The organism is Pseudomonadota bacterium, assembly GCA_030859565.1.
GTDB lineage: Bacteria > Pseudomonadota > Gammaproteobacteria > JACCXJ01 > JACCXJ01 > USCg-Taylor.
In genome coordinates this window covers 1-21117 of record JALZJW010000022.1, presented here as the reverse complement: position 1 = coordinate 21117, position 21117 = coordinate 1, and the positions used below count along the sequence as shown (strand labels likewise).

Annotated in this window: 18 protein-coding genes; 9 read left to right on the top strand and 9 right to left on the bottom strand. The window is 60.7% G+C overall.

All coding sequences use genetic code 11. The features are described 5' to 3' along the window. Positions 1 to 30 precede the first annotated feature (30 nt). Together chrA and M3436_05165 are read right to left on the bottom strand one after the other, a co-directional pair. The gene (gene chrA, locus M3436_05170; protein ID MDQ3563541.1) at positions 31 to 1398 is read right to left on the bottom strand and encodes a chromate efflux transporter; all 1368 of its coding nucleotides are present in this window, start codon (positions 1396 to 1398) and stop codon (positions 31 to 33) included. Beyond that, a complete protein-coding gene (locus M3436_05165) occupies positions 1395 to 2417 on the bottom strand; it encodes a chromate resistance protein (GenBank protein ID MDQ3563540.1) in 1023 nt (340 codons plus the stop codon). The genes chrA and M3436_05165 overlap by 4 nt, the downstream gene beginning before the upstream one ends. 42 nt (positions 2418 to 2459) lie before the next feature. On the opposite strand from M3436_05165, the gene M3436_05160 reads away from it, so the two are divergent. From M3436_05160 to M3436_05125, 8 genes are read left to right on the top strand one after another with little or no spacing between them, the layout of a single operon-like run. Then, positions 2460 to 4064: an iron ABC transporter permease gene (locus M3436_05160; GenBank protein MDQ3563539.1), complete on the top strand. Its 1605-nt coding sequence runs from the start codon at positions 2460 to 2462 to the stop codon at positions 4062 to 4064. Further along, complete coding sequence (locus M3436_05155) at positions 4046 to 4822, top strand: ABC transporter ATP-binding protein (GenBank protein MDQ3563538.1); 777 nt, start codon at positions 4046 to 4048, stop codon at positions 4820 to 4822. Before M3436_05160 ends, M3436_05155 begins: the two co-directional genes overlap by 19 nt. Continuing rightward, on the top strand, positions 4819 to 6045 hold the full coding sequence (locus M3436_05150; GenBank protein MDQ3563537.1) for an MFS transporter: 1227 nt from the start codon (positions 4819 to 4821) through the stop codon (positions 6043 to 6045). Before M3436_05155 ends, M3436_05150 begins: the two co-directional genes overlap by 4 nt. Continuing rightward, the gene (locus M3436_05145) at positions 6042 to 6485 is read left to right on the top strand and encodes a chromate resistance protein (protein MDQ3563536.1); all 444 of its coding nucleotides are present in this window, start codon (positions 6042 to 6044) and stop codon (positions 6483 to 6485) included. The genes M3436_05150 and M3436_05145 overlap by 4 nt, the downstream gene beginning before the upstream one ends. A gap of 47 nt (positions 6486 to 6532) precedes the next feature. Next, the gene (locus M3436_05140; GenBank protein MDQ3563535.1) at positions 6533 to 7417 is read left to right on the top strand and encodes a DUF1259 domain-containing protein; all 885 of its coding nucleotides are present in this window, start codon (positions 6533 to 6535) and stop codon (positions 7415 to 7417) included. Between the two features lie 32 nt (positions 7418 to 7449). Continuing rightward, positions 7450 to 8136 carry a DUF1080 domain-containing protein gene (locus M3436_05135; GenBank protein ID MDQ3563534.1) on the top strand — a complete coding sequence of 229 codons (687 nt, stop codon included), beginning with the start codon at positions 7450 to 7452 and terminating at the stop codon, positions 8134 to 8136. A gap of 8 nt (positions 8137 to 8144) precedes the next feature. After that, positions 8145 to 8906 (top strand): transporter, encoded by a 762-nt coding sequence (locus tag M3436_05130; GenBank protein ID MDQ3563533.1) that lies wholly within the window; start codon positions 8145 to 8147, stop codon positions 8904 to 8906. Between the two features lie 25 nt (positions 8907 to 8931). Continuing rightward, positions 8932 to 9942: an extracellular solute-binding protein gene (locus tag M3436_05125; protein ID MDQ3563532.1), complete on the top strand. Its 1011-nt coding sequence runs from the start codon at positions 8932 to 8934 to the stop codon at positions 9940 to 9942. Positions 9943 to 10126: 184 nt separating this feature from the next. Here the strand turns inward: M3436_05125 and M3436_05120 are convergent, their stop codons facing one another. The 7 genes from M3436_05120 to M3436_05090 all read right to left on the bottom strand — a co-directional run bounded on the left by M3436_05120 (position 10127) and on the right by M3436_05090 (position 19341). Beyond that, positions 10127 to 11017 carry a cation diffusion facilitator family transporter gene (locus M3436_05120; protein MDQ3563531.1) on the bottom strand — a complete coding sequence of 297 codons (891 nt, stop codon included), beginning with the start codon at positions 11015 to 11017 and terminating at the stop codon, positions 10127 to 10129. Between the two features lie 115 nt (positions 11018 to 11132). Next, positions 11133 to 11462 carry a YnfA family protein gene (locus M3436_05115; GenBank protein ID MDQ3563530.1) on the bottom strand — a complete coding sequence of 110 codons (330 nt, stop codon included), beginning with the start codon at positions 11460 to 11462 and terminating at the stop codon, positions 11133 to 11135. Positions 11463 to 11473: 11 nt separating this feature from the next. Next, positions 11474 to 12523: a DMT family transporter gene (locus tag M3436_05110; GenBank protein ID MDQ3563529.1), complete on the bottom strand. Its 1050-nt coding sequence runs from the start codon at positions 12521 to 12523 to the stop codon at positions 11474 to 11476. 7 nt (positions 12524 to 12530) lie between these two features. Next, positions 12531 to 15671, bottom strand: coding sequence for a CusA/CzcA family heavy metal efflux RND transporter (locus M3436_05105; protein MDQ3563528.1), 3141 nt, complete (start codon positions 15669 to 15671; stop codon positions 12531 to 12533). Positions 15672 to 15872: 201 nt separating this feature from the next. Further along, on the bottom strand, positions 15873 to 17420 hold the full coding sequence (locus M3436_05100; protein ID MDQ3563527.1) for an efflux RND transporter periplasmic adaptor subunit: 1548 nt from the start codon (positions 17418 to 17420) through the stop codon (positions 15873 to 15875). Beyond that, a complete protein-coding gene (locus M3436_05095; GenBank protein MDQ3563526.1) occupies positions 17417 to 18781 on the bottom strand; it encodes a TolC family protein in 1365 nt (454 codons plus the stop codon). The genes M3436_05100 and M3436_05095 overlap by 4 nt, the downstream gene beginning before the upstream one ends. Before the next feature lie 92 nt (positions 18782 to 18873). Next, on the bottom strand, positions 18874 to 19341 hold the full coding sequence (locus tag M3436_05090; protein MDQ3563525.1) for a hypothetical protein: 468 nt from the start codon (positions 19339 to 19341) through the stop codon (positions 18874 to 18876). A 1002-nt stretch (positions 19342 to 20343) separates the two neighbouring features. Here M3436_05090 and M3436_05085 point away from each other — a divergent pair. Beyond that, on the top strand, positions 20344 to 21117 hold a 774-nt coding region (locus M3436_05085; protein MDQ3563524.1), incomplete at its 3' end, for a hypothetical protein.

Below are 21117 nucleotides of genomic sequence, written 5' to 3'. Positions count from 1 at the left end.
GGGCAAGTGACGTGCGAGCTCCGTATACGATCAAATCAGTAACGGCTTAGATAAGCTATAGATCAGCCCGATAGCGCCGCATGCGCCGATAACGGGGATGATTCCGACCTGGTAGCGAAACAAGGCGAGGGCAGCGACGGTACCGATGAGTGCCGAAGGCCTTTCGAAAGTGCCGCTGAAACCCTGGGGCCAGAGGACGTGATAGGCAAAGAACACCGCTAGATCGAGTATGACGCCGACGACAGCCGCCGTGATCCCCGTCAGCGGGGCGGTGAACTTCAAGTCGCCGCGGGTAGATTCCACCAATGGCCCGCCAATCAGAATGAATAGAAACGAGGGCAAGAAGGTGAAGAACGTGGCCACCGTGGCCCCGGCGGCGCCGGCCAGGAATAAGGCTTCTGGTCCAAACAAACTCTTGGTCCAGGCGCCAACGAAACCGACAAAGGTTACCACCATGATGAGCGGTCCCGGCGTCGTCTCGCCCAGGGCGAGGCCGTCGATCATCTGGGCCCCCGTCAGCCACTGATAGTGTTCTACCGCGCCCTGATAGACATAGGGCAAGACCGCATACGCCCCACCGAAGGTCAAGAGCGCTGCTTTCGTGAAGAACCACCCCATTTGAGCGAGCGTTCCCTGCCAGCCGTTGTAGACGACCAGTACACCCAAGGTCCCCGCCCAGATCATGGTGCCGAGCATCGAGAACCCAAGCAACTTACGCCAGTGAAACTTGGCGTGATAAGGCGTTGGCGTGGCATCGTCGATGAGCGCAGGTCCAAAACTCTTATCCACCGCCTGGTGACCACCACCCACCGCGAACTTCGCTGGCACTAAGCGCCCACCGATATAGCCAATGAACCCCGCCCCCAGGACGATGAGAGGAAAGGGAATATCGAAGACGAAGATGGCGATGAAGGCGAGCGCCGCGACCGACCACAAGACCTCGTTTTTCAGCGCCCGCGAGCCGATCCGATACGCCGCGAAGACGACAATCGCCGTGACCGCGGGCTTGATGCCATACAAGACCCCAGCCACCGCGGGAACCTGCCCGAAGGCCATGTAGATCCACCCGAGCAGGATCAGGATGAAAAGCGACGGCAACACGAATAGCGCACCTGCGAGGATCCCACCCCAGGTCCCGTGCATGAGCCAGCCGATGTAGGTGGCAAGCTGCTGCGCCTCGGGGCCTGGCAATACCATGCAGTAGTTCAAGGCGTGTAGGAAGCGGCGCTCCGAGATCCAACGACGCCGCTCCACCAAGTCCTGATGCATGATTGAAATTTGCCCCGCCGGACCGCCGAAGCTGATGAAGCCGAGCTTGAGCCAATACCAGAAGGCTTCCCCTAAGCGGACCGGCCGCGGACCGCTAAGCGCTGAGGACTGCTTTGCAGAAGCATTCACCGTCTTGTCCTTTTACGCGGCAGCGACTCAGCACCCGCAGATAGGTTATTGACTGGGCTCTCTTCCGAAAAGGCGAGACATAGATAATCAAAGCTCTTCTCTGCTTCTCGCAGCAAGCCATCGTCGGTCTTGCAGCTCAGCCGCGCGCCCGTGAGTAGCGCCTCCAATCCGGCGGCCTCCGGTACCGGGAGCCCACCAACATCGAGGTAATGCACGAGCGACGCTAGGCGGGCGAGGCCGCGGTCTTCGTCCAAACCGAAACTCGCCATCAGTACCTCAAAGGTGACGCGCGCGCCGCGGTGAGTGAACACTGCGCCGTCGAAGTCGAAGCCGATGGCATCACGGGGGCAGTCTTGTGGTTGGTCGAGCCATACGATCCGTCCTCTAGGATCGATGAATCGCCGGATGAGCCACGCCGAGGCAAGACGATCGACCCACGGGCGCTTGCGCGTGGCCCAGGCTCGGCCTTGATACTGGTTCTTATCCAAGCGTTCGATACTCCCCGCCACGGCGTGGGGCTCATCGGGTGACAGGATCGCCAAGGCGGCGCCCTCCAGCTCATCCAGCGCCCGCGCCGTCTGCGCCTGGGCGGCACCTGGAAAGAAATCGATGGACGACGTCGCCTCGAAGCTCCGCCGCAGGGTCTTGAGCGCCCGTCGCAAGGCCGATGTGTCCAGTTTGGAGACGTTTGCCTTCAGCGCCCGGATTTCTTCCATCAGCCGTGCATAGTCGTCGGTGCGATCGAAGAGGGTCGTAAACACTCGGGCCTCGCCATCGTTCTTGCTCGGGACCTCCAGCACCTGCGCACTGCCCTCCGCCTCACGGGTTTCGATAGCGAGGGCTTCTAAGGCCTCGCGGTGCGCCGGACTCAGCGGCAACACATACACCCCATCGCGCAACACCCCACAGCCGAAGGCCTTGGTCGCCCGCCAGATCCGCATGCGTGCCGCGGTGTTCTGGGTCGGCAGGCTCTGGATAAGCAGTAGCCAAGACGACGTGACATTCGGATCTGAGATCATGTTATATAATCTACTATGCTGTAAATAGCACAACAATAGTTTATGATGGCCCTGGTATTGAATGCCCCACGGATCACGCTCTCGGCCACGGTCGCCCTCCTGCTCGTCATTGGCGCGGCGCCGCTCTTGGCGATGTTCGTGGCCAGCATGACGATCGACGACAAGCTGAGCCTCGTGCATTACCAGGAACTCTTATCCTCGCACCGGGCCTGGGCTCTCCTCGCGCAGAGCCTCATGCTGTCGTCCCTGACGGCGCTCTGTGGAACAGTACTCGGTGTACCGCTCGGCGTCTTGTTCGGGAAGACCGATCTGCCGCTCAGGCATCTTTTCGTCGTCCTCTTCACTCTGCCATTGTTGTTACCGCCCTACCTCCTCGCCGTCGCATGGTCGGCTGTCTTGGGGCGGGAGGGGTGGCTATCGGAGATGGCCGATGGGGGCCTCGCTGCGATGAGTTCCGCCTGGTTATTCGGCCTGCCCGGCTGCGTGTTGGTGCTGACCACGGTCTTCATGCCGATTGCGATGCTGCTGACGATCGCTTATCTGAAAACCGTCGATCCCCGCCTTGAAGAGGCGGGACGGTTGATCGCTCGCCGGCCGCGGGTGCTCTTTGGGATCACGCTCCCCTTAATCCGCCCAGGACTCGCCTGGGCTGCGCTGCTCATCTTTCTTCTCACTGTGGGTGAGTTTAGCGTGCCGATGACCCTGCGCTATGCCGTCTTCCCCGTGGAAATCCTGACTCAGTTCTCCGCCTTCTATGACTTTGGCGCAGCCACGGCGGCGGCCGTGCCGCTCGCACTCCTCACGGTGGCATTACTGGTCATAGAATGGCGAATCGCCCGCGCGCCTCGCCCATCCATGCGGGGCTTCATGGGAAGCGCCGAAGGGTCGGTGATCCGCCTGGGCGCCGCCCGCGTCGGGTGGTGCTTGACGGTTGGGTTGATCTGCCTGGTTCTCGTGATCGTGCCGGTCGGCGGGCTCGTGCTGCAAACCTCTCCCACCGACTATGTCGATGCCCTGGGCCGCGCGGGAGACAGTCTAGTCCGTAGCCTGCTCTATGCGGCGATAGGTGCAACCCTCTTGGCGGTGCTCGGATTTTTTTGTGGTTACCTCGTGCACACCCGAGCGCTCCGCGCTTGGCGCGGGGTGGACTTCCTTACCCTCTTGTTATTGGTGCTGCCTGCTCCCGTGATCGGCATGGGCCTCATCAGCTTATGGAACCGACCGGCGACCGACTGGATCTACGGGACGCCAGCGATGATCCTCATCGGTTACCTCGCCCAGTATCTGGCGCTCACGAGCCGCACTACGGCCGCCACCCTCGCCCAGATCCCTCGGTCCATGGACGAGGCGGCGGCGGTCACCGGCGCGGGTTGGTTCCGCAGGCTATCGATGATCACGATCCCGTTGGCACGACCTGGGCTTCTAGCGGCGTGGCTTATCGCGTACCTCTTTTGTCTGCGTGATACGGGCATTGCAATGCTGGTCTATCCCCCGGGCCACGATACGCTCCCGGTTCGCATCTTCACCCTCATGGCCAATAGCCCGGAGGGACTAATTGCGGCCCTCTGCGTTCTCATGATGATCGCGACCTTCCTGCCACTCGCAGCACTCGGTCTGATCATGAAAAGGTGGAGGCTAGCGTTGTGATGGCGGTGAGGTTTCAAGACGTTACCAAACACTATCGCGAGCGGATGGCGGTCAGGGAGTTCACATTACAAGTGCAGCTTGGCGAACGCCTGGTGCTGCTCGGGCCGTCGGGTTGCGGTAAGACCACAGTGCTGCTCCTGCTTGCCGGGCTGGTTGCGCCCGATCGCGGACAGATCGACATCGACGACGAGATCGTGGCGGTCGATGGCAAGAACCTTAGAGAACCTCAGGAACGCGGGCTTGGGATGGTCTTTCAGGACCTGGCACTCTGGCCGCATTTGACAGTCAGCGGGAACCTCGAGTTCGGGCTGAAGGCCCAGGGAGTTCCGGCGGCTGAGCGGCGGAGGCGCATCGCTGAGACGCTTGATCTGATGCAACTGCAGGACTACGCCGAGGCTCGGCCAGGAGATCTCTCGGGCGGGCAGCAGCAACGCACTGCACTCGCCCGCGCCCTGGTACTGAGTCCCAAGCTCTTACTCATGGACGAACCCTTATCCAGTCTCGATTTTGAGTTGAACTTCCAGTTGCGACAGGAACTCCTTCAACTCCAACGCGAGTTAGGATTCACCCTGATCTATGTGACGCATAACCTGGAAGAAGCCTTCGACATCGCTACCCGGATTGTGGTCATGAAGGACGGACGCGTCGAACGGATCGGGGATGTTTCCGAGATCCGTGCGCACTTCCAACAACGGCTTCATCCACTGGCAGACCCTGCCAACGAATACACAATGCGTAGGCGACCCTCTCCTCCATGATCCTCAGCCGTTTGAAAGACTCGCTCGGGCTCCGGCGGAATATCGTGGTCATGCTGACGGCGACCTTGCTCCTCGGCATGGGGGAAGAACTGTGGGTGCGGTTCGTGCCGAAGTATTTGGAGGTCCTCGGGGCCGGGGCCTGGAGCATCGGTGCCTACGGCGTGCTCAAGGATTTCCTCGACGCCGTCTATCAATACCCGGGCGGCTGGCTGGCCGACCGTCTTGGACGGCGCCTGGCACTCGTTCTCTTTACCGTGCTCGCCATCGTCGGCTACGGCGTGTACTTCGTCGCACCCCGTTGGGAATGGGTCCTACTGGGGACGCTCTTCGTCATGGCCTGGAGTAGTCTCACCCTTCCCGCGGTCTTCGCCATCATCGGCGACAACCTCCCCGGGACCCAGCGCGCCATCGGGTTTGGGGTGCAGTCGATCTTGAAACGGGTGCCCATTATTCTTGCTCCACCGCTGGGGGGCGCTTTGATTGCGGCTGCAGGGTTTGTTGGCGGGATGCAGATCGGCCTCGCCATCACCATCGTCTTGGCGCTGGTCGCGACGGGTATCGTGCTCCGCTACTATGACAAAAAGGGCCCTGCGGGTCCCGACGGTGCAGACTTTCGTGACATCTGGCGTCGCGTGCATCCGAGCCTCAAGCGTTTGCTGCTCGCCGATTGCCTCGCACGTTGGGCCGAGGGGATCCCCAAGGTCTTCATCGTGCTCTATGTGATGAACGTCTTGCAGCTCGGAGCCTTCGACTTCGGCTGGCTCACCGGCGTGCAAATGCTGACCGCCATCCTAGTCTACATCCCCATCGCCAAACTGGCCGATCGGTTGAACCGAAAGCCTTTCGTATTACTGACGTTTGTGTTCTTTGCCTTGTTTCCTCTGGTGCTTGCCCATGCAACGAACCTCGCGTGGGTCGCCGTGGCGTTTGTGATCGCGGGACTGAGGGAAGTGGGCGAACCAGCACGCAAAGCCTTAATCGTGGATCTGGCGCATGCCTCGGCGCGGGGTCGTGCGGTGGGTATGTATTACCTGGTCCGCGGGCTCGCGGTCTTCCCGGCCTCCCTCGTAGGCGGGTGGCTTTGGACGATCGACGCGCAGTTGCCGTTTTACGTGGCCTTCGGCGTCGGCGTGATAGCCGCTCTCACGTATGCGGCCTGGGGCGCGACCGAGGCGATTCCTTGTACCACACCAGACGCTCTTCCAAGAGGTGACGAGCGATGAAGTGGATCACGCGCGAGCGGGTCAAGGTCGATCGAGTGGCCTGTCCCTGGCTCATCAAGAAATTCATCGACGCCGAAGCGGAGTTTCTATTCGTGCCCGCTGATCGGGTACTCGCTGTCGCAGAGCGCGAAGGGGCCATTCCGTACGACGTACCGAATGTCGAGCTAGGCCACCACGAAGGTAAATGTAGCTTCGAAGCCATCGTCTCGAAGTATTGCATCGCAGATCCAGCGATCCTGCTTTTGTCCAAGATCGTACACGGCGCGGATGTGGCCGAGGATCTCTACGGCCAGCCGGAGGCGGCAGGACTCGAGGCCATCGCCGAGGGCTTTCGTCATCTGGACTTAAAAGACGACCACGAGGTCTTGGCCAAAGAGTTCATCGTCTACGACGCTCTCTATGCCTATTGTCGAGAAGAAGTGAAGGCAGACCGCATTTGATGGAGGTGATATGTATGAATACACGCTATCTCGCTAGCAAAGTCGCAATGTTAACGTTGGTGCTGATCAGTTCTTCGGTGAGTGCCTCTCTCGCTTGGGCAGCGACCCAGACAATCGACGCAGCCACAATCGAACAACTGACCGGCGTCAAAGGCAAGCTCAACGACAAGGAAGGCGTCTTCAAGGTCGCCGTGCCGCGCTCGGATCTCAAAGTCACTGTGGCGGGTGTGCGCATGACCCCGCCGATGGGACTGACGTCTTGGGCCGCCTTCACCAAAGACGGCGAGAAGACGCTGGTCATGGGCGATATGGTCTTGCTCGAAGAGCAGGTGAATCCCGTCATGAGTGTGGCACTCGATAGTGGGTTGGAGGTGACGGCACTCCACAACCATTTCCTTTGGGACACCCCGAAGGTGATGTTCATGCACATCGGCGGCCGTGGGGATCAGGACACGCTCGCCACGGCGGTCGGCAAGGTCTTCACCACGATCAAGGAAACGAGCGAGGCAAAGGCTCAGGCGCCGCACACCGAGATTGACACGGCGAAGACCTCGCTCGACCCGAAGAAGATCGAGGGCATACTCGGCGTGCAAGGTGAGATGACGGATGGCGTTTACAAGCTCACCTGGGGTCGGACCACCAAGATGGGCGAGCACGCCATCGGAAACACGATGGGGGTCAACACCTGGGCGGCCTTTGTCGGCAGCGACGCACAGGCCGTCGTCGATGGCGACTTCGCGATGTACGAGGACGAGCTACAAGCGGTACTCAAGGCACTGCGATCTGCTGGCATTAACATCGTGGCCATTCATAGCCACATGAAAATGGAGTCGCCCAAGGTGGCCTTCCTGCATTACTGGGGGATAGGCTCGACGACTGAGCTCTCGAAGGCGCTCAAGTCTGCGCTCGATACTCAAAGGAAGACTCCATGACCTCTATTGTGAAGCCTATGAGGAAGAAATACATGTCAACTCATCAGTGGCTCAGATTTATCGTCGCTTCGGTATGGCTTGTTATCGGTGCTTTCCAGGCGGTGGAAGTGTTTGCCGCAGAGGCATTGACCGTGAACTTCGACGATGTAGCGCAAGGACAGTTACCGACAGGCTGGACGATCGACGCCACAAATCCAGGAGGCAGACTCGCCGAGTGGCGCGTCGAACCTGATAGTAATGCCCCCAGCCGTCCGCACGTCCTGACCCTGGCGACAGTTCATGATACGTCGGGATCTGTGTTCAATCTGTACTGGACGCAAGATATCGCCTTCGAGGACGGTGAGATCGAGGTCAAGGTCCGGGCCAATACCGGCAAGGAAGACCAGGGCGGCGGCCTGATCTGGCGAGTGAGAGACGCGAAGAACTACTATGTGGCCCGCTACAACCCCCTCGAAAGCAACTTTCGGTTCTACTACGTGAAGGACGGTGAGCGTACGCAGATCGCCAGTGCCCGTAGCATCGCGATCAAAGCGAGTGAGTGGTTCACTATCAAAGTCACGCAGCATGGCGCGAGGATCGAGGGCTACTTGAACGGTAAGAAAACCCTCGAAGCCAAGGACGAGACCTTCAAGGTGGCTGGCGGTGTAGGCTTTTGGACCAAGGCCGATGCCGCCTCGTCCTTCGATGATCTCAGGGTGTCGCCTGCGATTCGTTACTGAGTCGTTGGATGGTCGACCTGGAGCGATCGTGGAAATGGCTGGCAGGATGGGTGTGTTTAATAGGCGGTGGCTGGGTAGCGCCATCTCTGGCTGGACCGCCCTTTATCACGAACGATCCCGACCCACCCGAGATCGGCCAATGGGAATTGATCCTACCCGCCACGCTCAAGCGGAACGGCGATGGCCGCGTTTCTGGAGAGCTTGTGACCATCGATGTCAACTACGGCTATGACAGATACACTCAGCTCAGCGTGGAGCTCCCGATCCCTTACGCCGAGGGCAGGGACGGCACGCGCCAGTTCGGGGTGGGGGATGTGCTCATGGAGTATAAGCGACGCTTCGGGACCGACGAAACTCAGGGTTACCTCGGTATCAATCCGCAAATCACGCTACCGACCGGCAGCGAGCGGCACGGCTTGGGCACAGGCCGCGTGACCTTGCAGCTGCCTCTGCTGTACCAGAGGCGATGGGGTGACAACTGGTTCTACGGCGATCTCCGCTACAAGTGGCACGCCGGTGAGGAAGGCAAAAGTTACTGGTTTCTGGGCGTCGCTCTTGAGCGTAGGCTAAACGAAAAACTCAAGCTCGGCGCTGAGCTTTTTGGCACCACGCCGCAGTCAGCGGAGGATACATTCAACCTCGGTTTTAACCTCGGAGGCCGGTACCGTTGGGACCCGGAGAGAGAACTCATCGCGTCGATAGGGCGATCGATCTTCGACGAACCCGATCTGACCTTACTTATCGGCGTCAAGATTTTCATCTCACCCTGAAGCGACGGGGGCTAGGAGCATCATCATGAGAGCGTTAGTCCGCATGATCGGCGGAATCCTTCTGGGCATTACAGCACTGTCCGCTCATCCTGCAAGGGGTGCCACCGTCGTCGTGTATGTCAGCGAAGACCAGGTGTTTTCCGAACCCATCCTCAAGGACTTTGAGCGAGAAACGGGTACCGAGGTCAAGGCGGTCTACGATACCGAGGAGACGAAGAGCACCGGGGTCATGAATCGCCTCATCGCCGAGAAGAACAATCCGCAGGCCGACGTCTACTGGGCGAATGAACCCATCCGGGCCGAGGTTTTGAAGCAGCAAGGAATAGCGGTACCCTACTTTTCACCCAATGCGAAGGAGATCTCCGCGGCGTTCAAGGATCCCGACGGTTATTGGACTGGGTTTTCGGCCCGCGCCAGAGTGCTGATCGTCCATAAGCGACTAGCGGAAAAACCTGACTCCATCCTCGCCTATACCGATCCCCGGTGGAAAGGCAGGGCGGTCATCGCGAATCCTCTCTTTGGCACCACTACTGCCCAGGTGGCTGCGCTTTTTATTGCGTGGGGAGACGAACGTGCGCGCAAGTTTATGAATGACCTCAAGGGAAACGCCACCAAGATCTCGACAAGCAACGGTGAGAGCGCCGATCTGGTGGCCAAGGGCGAGGTAGATTTTGGCCTGGTCGATAGCGACGATGCCGTGAACCGCATGCGACAAGGCAAGCCCGTTGAAATGATCTGTCCGGATCAAGCGCCGGGGCAACTCGGTTGCCTGATACTGCCTAACGCCGCCCTGTTGCTCAAGGGTGCTTCTCACCCTCAGGCGGCGAAAAGGTTAATCGATTATCTCTTGTCGCGCGAGACCGAACGGAAATTGGCCTTTGCGGACTGTGCCCAAATCCCGCTTCATCCAGGAGTCGAGACGCCCCGTGACGTACCAAAGCTTGAGAAGCTGAAGACGATGCCCACAGACTATGCGGCGATAGCCAGGAAGCTACGAGAAATCCAGGCGTACCTCAAAGCCTGGGTGGGATACTGAGCAGTGGTCATGGGTATTGAGCGGACAACCGAATGCACGCATTGTCCGTAAGCTCAAGACTCGTGTGTGTGGCCTAACGAGAGATAGAAGGGAGAGTACAAGTCCTACTGTTGAGCTATCCGGCGCTTCCCGTGTCACCAGTGCACTAATACTTTCAGGAAGAACCCTAGTTTCTCGACGCGTTTCATAAATGGACCTCGTGTGCGGCGCACTCCTTCCGCTCAACCTGCACGGTGGCGTGTGCGATCTTAAAGTCTGTGGTGACGCGCTGTTGCACGGCGGCTAGCACCTCATCGTGGGACGCCCGGTCGGCAAGGACCGCGTGCGCGCTCATCGCATTTACTCCGGAAGTCAGAGACCATACGTGCAAGTCATGGACACTGGCGACCCCAGCAACGCCGCTAATGGCCTCGCGCAACGCCGCAAGGTTGATATCGGATGGCGTGCCTTCAAGCAGCACGCCTACCGCGTCACGCAGCAGCATCCACGTGCGCGGCAGGATAAAGAGGCCGATGCCGGCCGAGATCAGCGGGTCGGCGTAATACCAGCCCGTAGTCAACATTATGACGCCAGCGATGATGACGCCGATCGAGGTGAGCATGTCGGAGAGCACTTCAAAGTATGCCCCCTTCATGTTCAGGCTCTCCTCCGATGCCGAGCGTAAGAGGTAAATGCCGATAATATTTACAATGAGACCGACGAAGGCGACGAGCAACATCGTTCCGCTCTGGACCTCCGGCGGGTCGCGGAATCGTTGGTAAGCTTCGTAGAGGATGTAGAACGAGATGCCGACCAGCACGAGCGCATTCGCGAGCGCGGCAAGGATCTCAACACGGTAAAAGCCATAGGTACGCTCGGGCGTCGCCGGGCGCTTGGCGAACCGGATGGCGAGCAAGGCCAGCCCGAGCCCGGCCACGTCGGTCAGCATATGCCCGGCGTCGGCCAAGAGCGCGAGACTGCCCGTGAGCAGTCCGCCGATAACCTCAACAACTAAGTACAGGGTCGTCAGCCCGAAGACGATGGTGAGCCGGCGTGTATTCTTACCGGCAGGGGTGTGAGGATGGTTATGCCCCATGGGTATCTCTCGTCTCCACTCTAAAAAAGCGTGTACGTATGCGCTTTTTCACGCTGACATGGTTCCCTTGATAATCGACATACCGCAGCTCGGCCAGGCGACGCACGACCCGTAGCTAGGCATCGCCACGCCACCCGAGGACGATGATCCCCATCCCGAGGAGCGCGACGCCCGCACCGATGAAATCGAACGCCGACAGCCTCACGCCATCGACCAGGCGCAGCCAGATGAGAGCGGTGGCGACGTACACGCCGCCGTACGCCGCGTACACTCGGCCGCTCGCGGCCGGGTGCAGTGTCAAGAGCCAGACGAAAAGCGCAAGGCTCGCCGCGGCAGGCAGCAAGAGCCAGATCGGGCCGTTCCTGCGCAGCCACAGGTAGGGGAGAAAGCAGCCGAGGATCTCCGCAAGCGCGGTGGCGATGAAGAGGAGCGCGGTTTTCAGCAAAGTCCAGCCCATCAGTGGCGGTGCCTGTGGTGCGCATCCGGAGCATGCGGGTGCAGATGCCTCAGCGGTTCGTGGCGGTGGCGATGGCTGTGCTTTGTGCCGGGGGGAACGGACTCGTCATGGTCGTGCCTGTGGTGCTCGTCGTGGACATGCTCGTGCTCGTGCTCCAGCGCCTCGTGGGTATGTTGGTGCGCGTGATGCTCCGTCAGGTGCAACCAGACGCCAAGCGCCATCAGCGCTCCGGCGATGAGGAGCTTGGGCGTGACCGCCTCCCCGAGCCAGAGGGCCGAAAGGGCCCCGAAGAACGGTGCGATCGAAAAGTACGCACCGGTGCGCGCGGTGCCGAGGTGGCGCAGCCCCACGACGAAGAGCGCGAGGCTCACCCCGTAAGCCAGGAAGCCCACGGCCATCGCCGCGGCGATAGCGGGCAGGCGCGGCGGCGTCGCGCCGAGCGAGAAGGCCAAGGCCAGATTGACCGTGCCCGCGCAAAGCCCTTTTACCTCTGCGATCCACGCGGCGTCGGTCAACGATACCTTGCGGGTGAGGTTGTTATCGATGCCCCACGCGAGGCACGCCCCGAGCACCAACAGCGCCGGCCACAGCCCGGCAAAGCCGGCCTCGCCCGGCCAGCTCAGGATCGCCGCGCCCGCCACGATCGCGGCCATCCCGAGCGCGATGCGCCGGTCGAAGTTCTCCCGGAACGCAAACCATGCCAAGAGCGCGGTGAACACCGCTTCCGCATTCAAGAGGAGCGATGCGCCGGAGGCAGGCATTGCGGTCAGGCCGAACATCAGCAAGACCGGCCCGACGATACCACCCGCGCCTATCGCCCCGGCGAGCCACAGCGTTTCCTCTGCGCAAAGCCGCACCGCCGGCATACCGCATAGCGAGCGATACAGCGCAAGGCCGAGCCCGGAGCCCAGGTAGAGCAAGCCCGCGAGCAGCCACGGATCTACCGTAGCGAGCAGGAGCTTCGCGAGCGGTGTACCCGCACCGAACAGAAAAGCCGCCCCCAACGCGGCAAACACGCCCGGTTGCTTGGTGCCGCGTCGCAAGCCCATCGCTGCCTTACTCTCGATGCGCCAGCCGGTACAAGACCGGTAAGACAAGCAGCGTCAGCACAGTCGAGGAGAGGATCCCACCGATCACCACCGTGGCCAGTGGCCGCTGGACCTCGGCCCCGGTACCGATAGCGATGGCCATGGGCAGGAACCCCAGGGAGGCGACCAGGGCCGTCATCAGCACCGGGCGCAGGCGTAGCAAGGCCCCCTGTCGAACGGCCTCGATGACAGACAGACCGTCCTGCCGCAGCTTATTGATAAACGTGATCATCACCAGCCCATTCAGCACGGCGACCCCCGAGAGGGCGATGAACCCGACCCCGGCCGAGATCGAGAGGGGGATATCCCGAAGCCAAAGGGCGAGCACCCCGCCGGTCAAGGCGAACGGCACCCCGGTGAACACGAGGAGACCGTCCTTGACATTGCCGAAGGTGGCGAAGAGAAACAGGAAAATGAGGAGCAGCGCGATGGGCACGACGATTTGGAGGCGCTGGGCGGCCGATATGAGCTGCTCGAACTGACCGCCCCAATCGGTCCAATAACCGGCGGGAATAGTCACCTCCTCCCGGATCCTGGCCTCGGCCTCGGCCACAAAGGAGCCGAGGTCGCGCCCGCGCACATTGGCCGTCACCACTACCCGGCGTTTGCCGTTTTCGCGGCTGATCTGGTTGGGACCCGGGGCGATGTTCACCTCGGCCACCGTGCCCAGGGGCACGAAGCTCGGCCGCGGCGCGGTCACGGCGACCGGCGTTGCCGGGCCTGCGGTGGGCAGGAGCACGGGGAGACGTTGGATGGCCTCGAGATCGACGCGCAAGGCTTCCGGCAGGCGCACCCCCAGGTCGAACCGCCGGTCCCCCTCGAACACCTCCCCGGCCTTCTTGCCGCCCAGGGCGATCTCGACCACCTCCTGGACATCGGCGACGTTCAAGCCGTAGCGGGCCATGGCCTCCCGGTTCATCTGGAGCGTCAAGACCGGCAGGCCCGTGATCTGTTCTACCCTCACATCTGCGGCTCCGGGAACCTTTTCCAGCACCTCGGCGATCTCCTCCCCGGCCTCCAGCAAGACCTCCAGATCATCACCAAACACCTTGACCGCCACATCGGCGCGCACACCGGCGATGAGCTCATTGAAGCGCATCTTGATCGGCTGGGTGAATTCGTAATTGTTGCCCGGGATCGCTCGCACCGCCTCTTCGAGCGCCCGCACCAGATCTGCCATGGGGCGGGAAGGCTCAGGCCATTCGGCGCGCTCCTTGAGCATGACATAATTGTCGGCCACACTGGGCGGCATGGGATCGGTGGCGATCTCCGCGGTGCCCATCTTGGCGAAGACCCGCTCCACCTCGGGGAATTCCTTGATCCGCTGCTCCAGGGCTTCTTGCATCCCGATCGCCTGGGAGAGGCTGGTTCCGGGAATGCGCAGGGCGTGCAGCGCGATATCGCCCTCATCGAGGCTCGGCACGAATTCGGCGCCCATGCGCGTGGCGAGCAGCCCGCTCAATATAACGATCACTACGCTCGTCGTAACTACCAAGGCCCGGTATTTCAGGGTCAGAGTCAAGAGAGGCTCATAGGCCGTCTTGGCAACCCGCATGAGCCAGTTTTCCTTTTCCGCCATGGGGCGGGTAAGAAACAGTGCTGCAGCCGCCGGGACAAAGGTTACAGATAGGATCATGGCACCCAGGAGCGCGGTGACGACGGTAAAGGCCATGGGAACGAACATCTTCCCCTCTACCCCGGTGAGCGCAAAGATGGGGATATAGACCACCATGATGATTAACTGCCCGAAGAGCAGCGCCTGGCGCGCCTCTCTTGAAGCCTCGAAGACCACCTCGAAGCGCTCGGCACGGGTCAAGGGGCGTTGCCGGCGGTGTTGTTCCTCCGCGAGATGTCGTACGCAGTTTTCCACGATTACCACCGCGCCGTCCACGATGATGCCAAAGTCGAGCGCCCCTAGGCTCATCAGATTGGCGCTCACCCCCTGTTCCACCATCCCGGTGATGGTGAAAAGCATGGAGAGCGGAATGATGAGCGCCGTGATGAGCGCCGCGCGGAGGTTGCCCAGGAACAGGAACAGGATGGCGATGACCAGTGCCGCCCCTTCCAGCAAGTTGGTGGTCACCGTGGCGATGGTCTTATCCACGAGTATAGTGCGGTCATAGGTGGGGTTCGCCACCACTCCCGCGGGTAGGGTGCGGTTGATCTCGACCAGCTTGTCGGCCGCCGCTCTCGCCACCGTGCGGCTGTTTTCTCCCATGAGCATGAACACGGTGCCGATCACGGTCTCTTCCCCGTTTTGGGTAGCCGCACCGGTGCGCAGCTCCTCCCCCAGCAGGACCTCCGCAATGTCTTTGATATAAATGGGTACGCCCTGATGGTTGCCGACCATGATGTGGCGGATATCATCCAGATCAGCCACCTGGCCCGGCGCCCGGATGAGATACTGTTCCCCCCGATGCTCGATATAGCCAGCGCCCACATTGGCGTTATTGCGGGCGAGTGCCTCGAGCACATCCTGGAAGCTGAGCCCATAGGCGATGAGCTTCGCCGGATCGGGCGTCACATGGTATTGCTTCACATAGCCGCCGATGCTGTTGACCTCCGTGACCCCGGGCACGGTGCGGATCTGCGGCCGGATCACCCAATCCTGCAAGGTCCTGAGATCCGTGGCCGTGTAAGGGCTGCCGTCGGGCTTCCGGGCCTCCGGCTCCGCCTCCATGGTCCACATGAAGATCTCGCCCAGACCGGTGGCGATGGGCCCCATCTCCGGCTCGACGCCCGGGGGCAGCCGGCCTTGGGCCTCCTGGATACGCTGGTTGACGAGGCTCCGGGCGAAATAGATGTCGGTGCCGTCCTCGAAGATCACGGTGACCTGGGACAGCCCGTAGCGGGAGAGCGAGCGGGTTTCTTGCAGGCGGGGCAGGCCCGCGATTACGGTTTCGACGGGGAAGGTAATGCGCTGCTCGATCTCCAAGGGGGAGTAGCCCGGCGCCTCCGTGTTGATCTGGACCTGGACGTTGGTGATGTCAGGGACGGCGTCGATGGGCAGGCGCTGATAGTTGTAAACCCCCAGCACGGCCGTGGCGAGGGTGGCAAGAAGAATGAGCCAACGTTGTTCAATGGAAAATTTCAGGAGGCGTTCAAACATGTTCACTCCTCAGAGCTTGTGAAAAAAATCGTCGCGAGCGAAGGGAGGCCGCGTTCCGCCGGAGCGCAGGAACCGGAACGTATATTGAAATACATGAGGATTCCGAGCACCGCCGGGAAGCCAGGGCCAGGGAGTGGCCCTGCTTGGCGCGCCGAGGATGCAACGCGAGATCCCGAGCGCAGCAGATTTTTTCACAAGCTCTCAATGATCGTGGGTCGCCCCGGATTTGCCCAACTCGGCCTTGAGCACAAAGCTGTTACGCGCCGCGTAGCGTTCCCCGGTCGAGAGGCCCTGGAGCACCTCCACCCGTTGCCCGTCACTGCGCCCCAATTCCAGCGGTCGCACCTCGAAAAGATCGCCGTAATGCGCAAACACTACCTGCCAATCACGGTAGGTCTGGATCCCCTCGGCCGCGACGGCTACCGGCACGGTGATCTCTTCTTCCACCACCTCGACCGTCACGAAGAGACCGGGTCGCCAGCGGCCGTCCGGGTTCGGGATGTGAACATGGGCGCGTGCGGATCGAGTCTCTTCGCCCACTAGCGGGCCGAGGTAAGAAACGGTAGCGGTGACCTCGAGCGCCAAGACTTCGGATTTAACGGTGACCTCCTGGCCTAGCCGGACCGCGTTTAAATCCTTGGCGTAGACGCTGAACTCCCCCCACACTGTCGAGAGATCCGCGATCATAAATATTGCCGTGTCCTCCTTGATGGCCTCGCCCAGCACGAGGTGCTTCTCGATGACGACACCGTCGAGCGGTGCGCGGATCTCATAGCGTGTGAGCGTCTGCTCACGGAAAGGCGTCCTCAGCCGATGCAGCCTGACCGGACCTTCCGGCTCTATGGACAGCGTGGCGAGGTCGGCGTGAGAGAGTCCTAACGCCAGCAGTTTCTGCGCGGCGATTTGCTTGGTAATCTCGGCCTCCTCTAGGGCGTGACGGCTGTTAAGGTAATCCTGCTCGGCTGAGATCTTGTTTCTCCACAGGCTCTGTTCCCGAATGAAACTGGTCTGTGCGAGCTCAAGCCGATGCACCGATTCGATGTATTGGCCCTTTGCGTCCGCTAGCTCGAGGCTGTCGACGATCGCGATAACCTCGCCCATCCTTACCCTATCGCCCAGATTTTTGTGGACGGCAGTGACCACACCAGCGAATCGAGGGACGACATGGGCTAAGCGATTTTGATCGAGCTTGATCTCCCCGGGTAGCTCAAAGAGCGCTTTGATGCGCGCGGGGCCAGCGGTCATAATCTCTATGCCCGAGCTTTGCAGCGCTTCATGGGAAAGCTGGACCCTGCCTTCGACTTGTGTGTATTCCCAGTCAGAGCGGCGGCTTTCGCGCACCGCGCTGACCTTCACATCGAAGGAGTGTGGCTCATCGATGACTCGATCCCCGCGCAGATAGTCTCCCTCCTTTTGGAACTGGATGCGATCGATTCCGCCCCCCAGCCGGTGCAATTCGATGGTCATCTGTACTTGGTCGGGGGATAAGGGCTTTCCCTGGTCATAGGCATAGACCCGGAATTGCGGCGGCACACCTCGTTCGTAAATCGTGATCTCGACCTCGAAGCCGTCTTGAGTCAACAGCCGGCCGCCGTGAGGTCCCTTGGCCATAAGGGTTTCTTCCTGTTCACTCTGGGCCTCATGCTCCTCGGTGCTCACGGTGGCGGGTTCCAGGCGCAAGATGAAAAAGCCCAGGACGATCCCCATCAGGACTACCGCGGCGATGGAAAGCCCATTCTTTAAGTTCATCGTGACCCCTCTTGGGTTCGGAATGCCTCAAGCCGTTCGCCGATCAAGCCCTCCACCTGGGCGACTGACTGGTGGTAATCGGTCAGCGCGCGCAGGTATTGCGCCTTGGCCCCGAACAGGGTGCGCTGCGCGTCCAGGACATCGAGCAGGCCGAACTTGCCCAGCCGGTAACCTTTGCTTGCGGCCTCGAAAGCGCTCTGGGCGCCAGGCAGGACCTGAGCCTCCAAGGCAATGATCTCGGCATGGGCGCCGGCCAGCGTCTGATAGGCGTTGCTCAAGGCCGTGGCCACTCGCACTTCCACGGCGCGGCGTTCTTCTTCGGCCTTGGTGAGCCGGCGCTGCGCCTCCAGGACGGCGCCCTGGTTGCGGTTGAACACCGGCAGAGGCAGGGAGATCCCGACCACCAGGGCGTCATCCCCGGGCTCATGGAAACGCCGGACCCCGAAACTGGCGGTGAGGTCCGGAATGGCCCGGGTCTCTTCTAATGCGATTACGGCCTGACGCTCCGCGATCTCCGTGGCCCAGCGTGCGAGCTCCGGGTTCTGGCGGAGACGCTCCATGAGCTGTTCCAGGGAGGGAATAGGGAAGACGGCCTCGAGCACCCCTCTGGCGCGCTTGAAGCGCGGGGCAGTGCTGCCCCAGGTCGCCGCCAGGCGTGCACGGGCCGCCTCGAGCTCCCGCTCGGCACGGGTGAGCTCGATTCGCACCGAGGCAGTCGCGACCCCGGCCTTGGTCTCTTCCACCGGGGAGACCTTACCGGCCGTCACCCGTTTGGCCACGGCGGCTGCGACCTCTTTCGCGAGATCCACCACTTGTTTGCTCAGTGCGGTCCGCCCCTGTGCGCTCAGGACCTCGACATAGGCGTTATGAGTCTCCGTCAAAACCTTGATTCGCTCCCTCTCGTAGTCCCAGCCGGCGAGATCGCGCGCTAGTTGCGTGGCCTCCGTTCGGGCTGCCCGCTTTCCACCGAGTTCGATCAACTGGCTGAGCTGCAGTGTGGTCGTCGTGCTGTCAAACCCCTGCAGGGCGTTATTGCCGAAGTTCTCGACGATCGCGCCAAGATGAGGGTTGGGAAGCAGGCTCGACTGGAGCACCGCCGCCTCCCGGGCGCGGACCTCGAAGGCAAAGGCCTTGATCTCCGGGTTCTGAAGGAGCGCAAGGGAGAGCGCCTCGCGTAGTGTGAGTTCGCCGGTAGGCTCGCTGATAGCAGAAGCGGAAGGCAAGACTTCCGGTGACCCAAGCGGGGGGTGGGGCGCCGGGATCTCCCGCCCCCGGGGGCGCGGCCCCGACAAATCCGCATAAGCGCCGGCGCCGCCCATGAGCTGCGCCAGCAACAAGATCGATAAAGTTTTGGAAGACATAAATCGCCTCTGAAAGTCGATGAGAGTGGGCCAGGCCAAAACCCACGGATTGCACACGCCCGTAACGAGGCGTGCGGGTTGTTCAGAGGGATCTAAATCAGCAGGACGGTGGTGCGGCGGGAGGCAAGCGTGGGATTGATCCCAGGCGGCGGCCGCGCCCGAAGGTGTACGGAAGCAAGCTCAACGGGAAATGGGTGAGTCGTTACGGGTAAAGACAAGGCCTTGGGGATTTCGATCGTCTTGAATGCTGCCAGGCCTTGCGGCTCCTGTGGGTGGGTATGGATGACGTGGTCTTCTTGATTATCCTGCCCCGTGATCGCGGCCAACACCTGGTCCAGGACATCGGGTTGATGTGGGCTGGGAAGGAACGGTTTCGGATCGTGCTCGTCAGCGTGTCCTGGGTGGTGCAAGGTTAATCGGATGCCCTCATCGCTGTAATGGACATAGATCTCATGGGCGTGACCTAGGATCATGAACAGGACCGGTGCCTGCCCGTTTCCCGCCCCTATCATGACGTAGACCAGCAGACAGAAACGGGCACTCAGCTTGCGCTTTAGCATTTGCTTTGATGACGCACCGATTTGCTCAATACACCGGAAAGTCCACCGCGGAAATAAGCTATAGTCAACCTGCCTACGGATCCAGGCAATTAATTTAGATTACCATACTAGCAATCGCTGTCCAGGGCAGCGGGGCGAACACATCATCAACAAGGAGCGATATCTAGTCTCTCGCTCGATGCTTGAATTTGGCTCGCGCCCGCTATTTCTTTTTTCCGGGCACGGGAGCAGCGGGCTTTTTCGTCACAGGCGACGCTGGAACGGCAGCCTTTTTCGGTTGCTTGGGTTTCTTAGCTTCACGATTACTGCGTTTTTGGCCTTTGGCCATTGAAGTTCTCCTGAATAGACATTGTCTAGCTGTTATCCAATTCTCTGGTTGGACACGTTGTTTCTCATCTGATCAAGAAAAAAAGATCCAAGATCATCGCGTAACACTGTACCACGTCATTGGACGTTGCGGTTCATCATGAGGTGATGGGTCGCGGCGAACCGCACGGGACCGGTCAGCACCCGGCTCGATGAAGGCGCCTTCCCGGTCGAAGACATCAATCTCGGATAGTGTCTCTGAAATACCTATACAGTCACCAATCTGTCGATACCCCCTTCGTCATTCCCGCGAAAGCGGGAATCCAGGGTCTTTTGTGGATTCCGGGTCTCCGGCGCTTCGCACCTTCGCCCGGAATGACGGGGCAAACGCGACCAGTTATTTACGAGACACTACCCTAGGCCGAGGACTCGGATGTTTGACAACTCACTAGCCCGGCACTACCGTGCCTCTTGGCGAAAAAGGGCTTTTGCCTACGCCCCGGCGTGCACAAAAATCACTTGTGAATAGGTTTGAGACTTTTCGGCCCTCTCCGCCCGCAGAACGCCTGTTGGGTGGCCCGAGCTGGCCGAACGCCTGGAGTGCTCGCGCCTATTCATCCTGGCCCCGCCATTGCCCAGGGACATTCTAACCGGCAAATCGGTAACAACTATTGATCGAGGGGTCGTTTAATCGCCGTGGAAGATGATCTGACCATCGCGGATCTAAGGATCAAATCAGACGCCGATTCGCTCTTACCGGGGTCGAAGCTTCATCGGTATCGAATCGACAGCGTCCTCGGCCAGGGGGACTATTGGTTTACCTATTTAGCCAGTGACCTGAACCTGGACCGCCCGGTCATTATTACCGAATACATGCCGTGCAAGATCGCCATACGCGATACGCGCGGCGTGATTCATCCTGCCGCTGCGGGGCATGGCGCCGAGTATAAGGCGGGGCTTGAGTGCTTCCGGACTGACGCGCGAAAGCTCGCCGGGATCAGGCATCAAAATATCGCCCAAGCGTTGAATGCCTTCGAAGCGAACAACAGCGCTTATATCGTCTTCGCGCACGAGCAAGGCAAGAAAGCGGAACACCTCTTTGATGGCTCAACCGTGGCGGAAAAGGAGCTGCTCGCCTTCGTATTACCGATCCTGGACGGGCTCGAAGCGATCCACGCGAACGGCTATATTCACCGCTACATTCAACCGTCAACCATTATTATCCGTCCAGACGAAAGCCCCGTATTAACGGGCTTCACCCCGGGCGGCGGCGCTCTCTTCAACCCCGCTAGCACGTTGACCAAGCATTTCCCACCGGACTTCGCGCCGATCGAGCTTTGCTTCGGCGATGGCGAGCTGCATGGCCCGTGGACCGATATTTTCAGCCTTGGCGCAACGCTGTACCAGGCAGTGGTTGGCGTTGCACCGGTAGCTGCAATCGAGCGGAGTCGCATGTTCGTCCAAGGCGGA

What these genes read in the sequence shown, in the direction of transcription:
- M3436_05110 (MDQ3563529.1), bottom strand. Translation starts at nt 12,523, where the DNA reads ATGGGCTTGCGACGCGGCACCAAGCAACCGGGCGTGTTTGCCGCGTTG.
- M3436_05150 (MDQ3563537.1), top strand. Translation starts at nt 4,819, where the DNA reads ATGATCCTCAGCCGTTTGAAAGACTCGCTCGGGCTCCGGCGGAATATC.
- M3436_05145 (MDQ3563536.1), top strand. Translation starts at nt 6,042, where the DNA reads ATGAAGTGGATCACGCGCGAGCGGGTCAAGGTCGATCGAGTGGCCTGT.
- M3436_05105 (MDQ3563528.1), bottom strand. Translation starts at nt 15,671, where the DNA reads ATGTTTGAACGCCTCCTGAAATTTTCCATTGAACAACGTTGGCTCATT.
- M3436_05135 (MDQ3563534.1), top strand. Translation starts at nt 7,450, where the DNA reads ATGTCAACTCATCAGTGGCTCAGATTTATCGTCGCTTCGGTATGGCTT.
- M3436_05100 (MDQ3563527.1), bottom strand. Translation starts at nt 17,420, where the DNA reads ATGAACTTAAAGAATGGGCTTTCCATCGCCGCGGTAGTCCTGATGGGG.
- M3436_05125 (MDQ3563532.1), top strand. Translation starts at nt 8,932, where the DNA reads ATGAGAGCGTTAGTCCGCATGATCGGCGGAATCCTTCTGGGCATTACA.
- M3436_05120 (MDQ3563531.1), bottom strand. Translation starts at nt 11,017, where the DNA reads ATGGGGCATAACCATCCTCACACCCCTGCCGGTAAGAATACACGCCGG.
- M3436_05165 (MDQ3563540.1), bottom strand. Translation starts at nt 2,417, where the DNA reads ATGATCTCAGATCCGAATGTCACGTCGTCTTGGCTACTGCTTATCCAG.
- M3436_05095 (MDQ3563526.1), bottom strand. Translation starts at nt 18,781, where the DNA reads ATGTCTTCCAAAACTTTATCGATCTTGTTGCTGGCGCAGCTCATGGGC.
- M3436_05160 (MDQ3563539.1), top strand. Translation starts at nt 2,460, where the DNA reads ATGATGGCCCTGGTATTGAATGCCCCACGGATCACGCTCTCGGCCACG.
- M3436_05130 (MDQ3563533.1), top strand. Translation starts at nt 8,145, where the DNA reads ATGGTCGACCTGGAGCGATCGTGGAAATGGCTGGCAGGATGGGTGTGT.
- M3436_05090 (MDQ3563525.1), bottom strand. Translation starts at nt 19,341, where the DNA reads ATGCTAAAGCGCAAGCTGAGTGCCCGTTTCTGTCTGCTGGTCTACGTC.
- M3436_05140 (MDQ3563535.1), top strand. Translation starts at nt 6,533, where the DNA reads ATGTTAACGTTGGTGCTGATCAGTTCTTCGGTGAGTGCCTCTCTCGCT.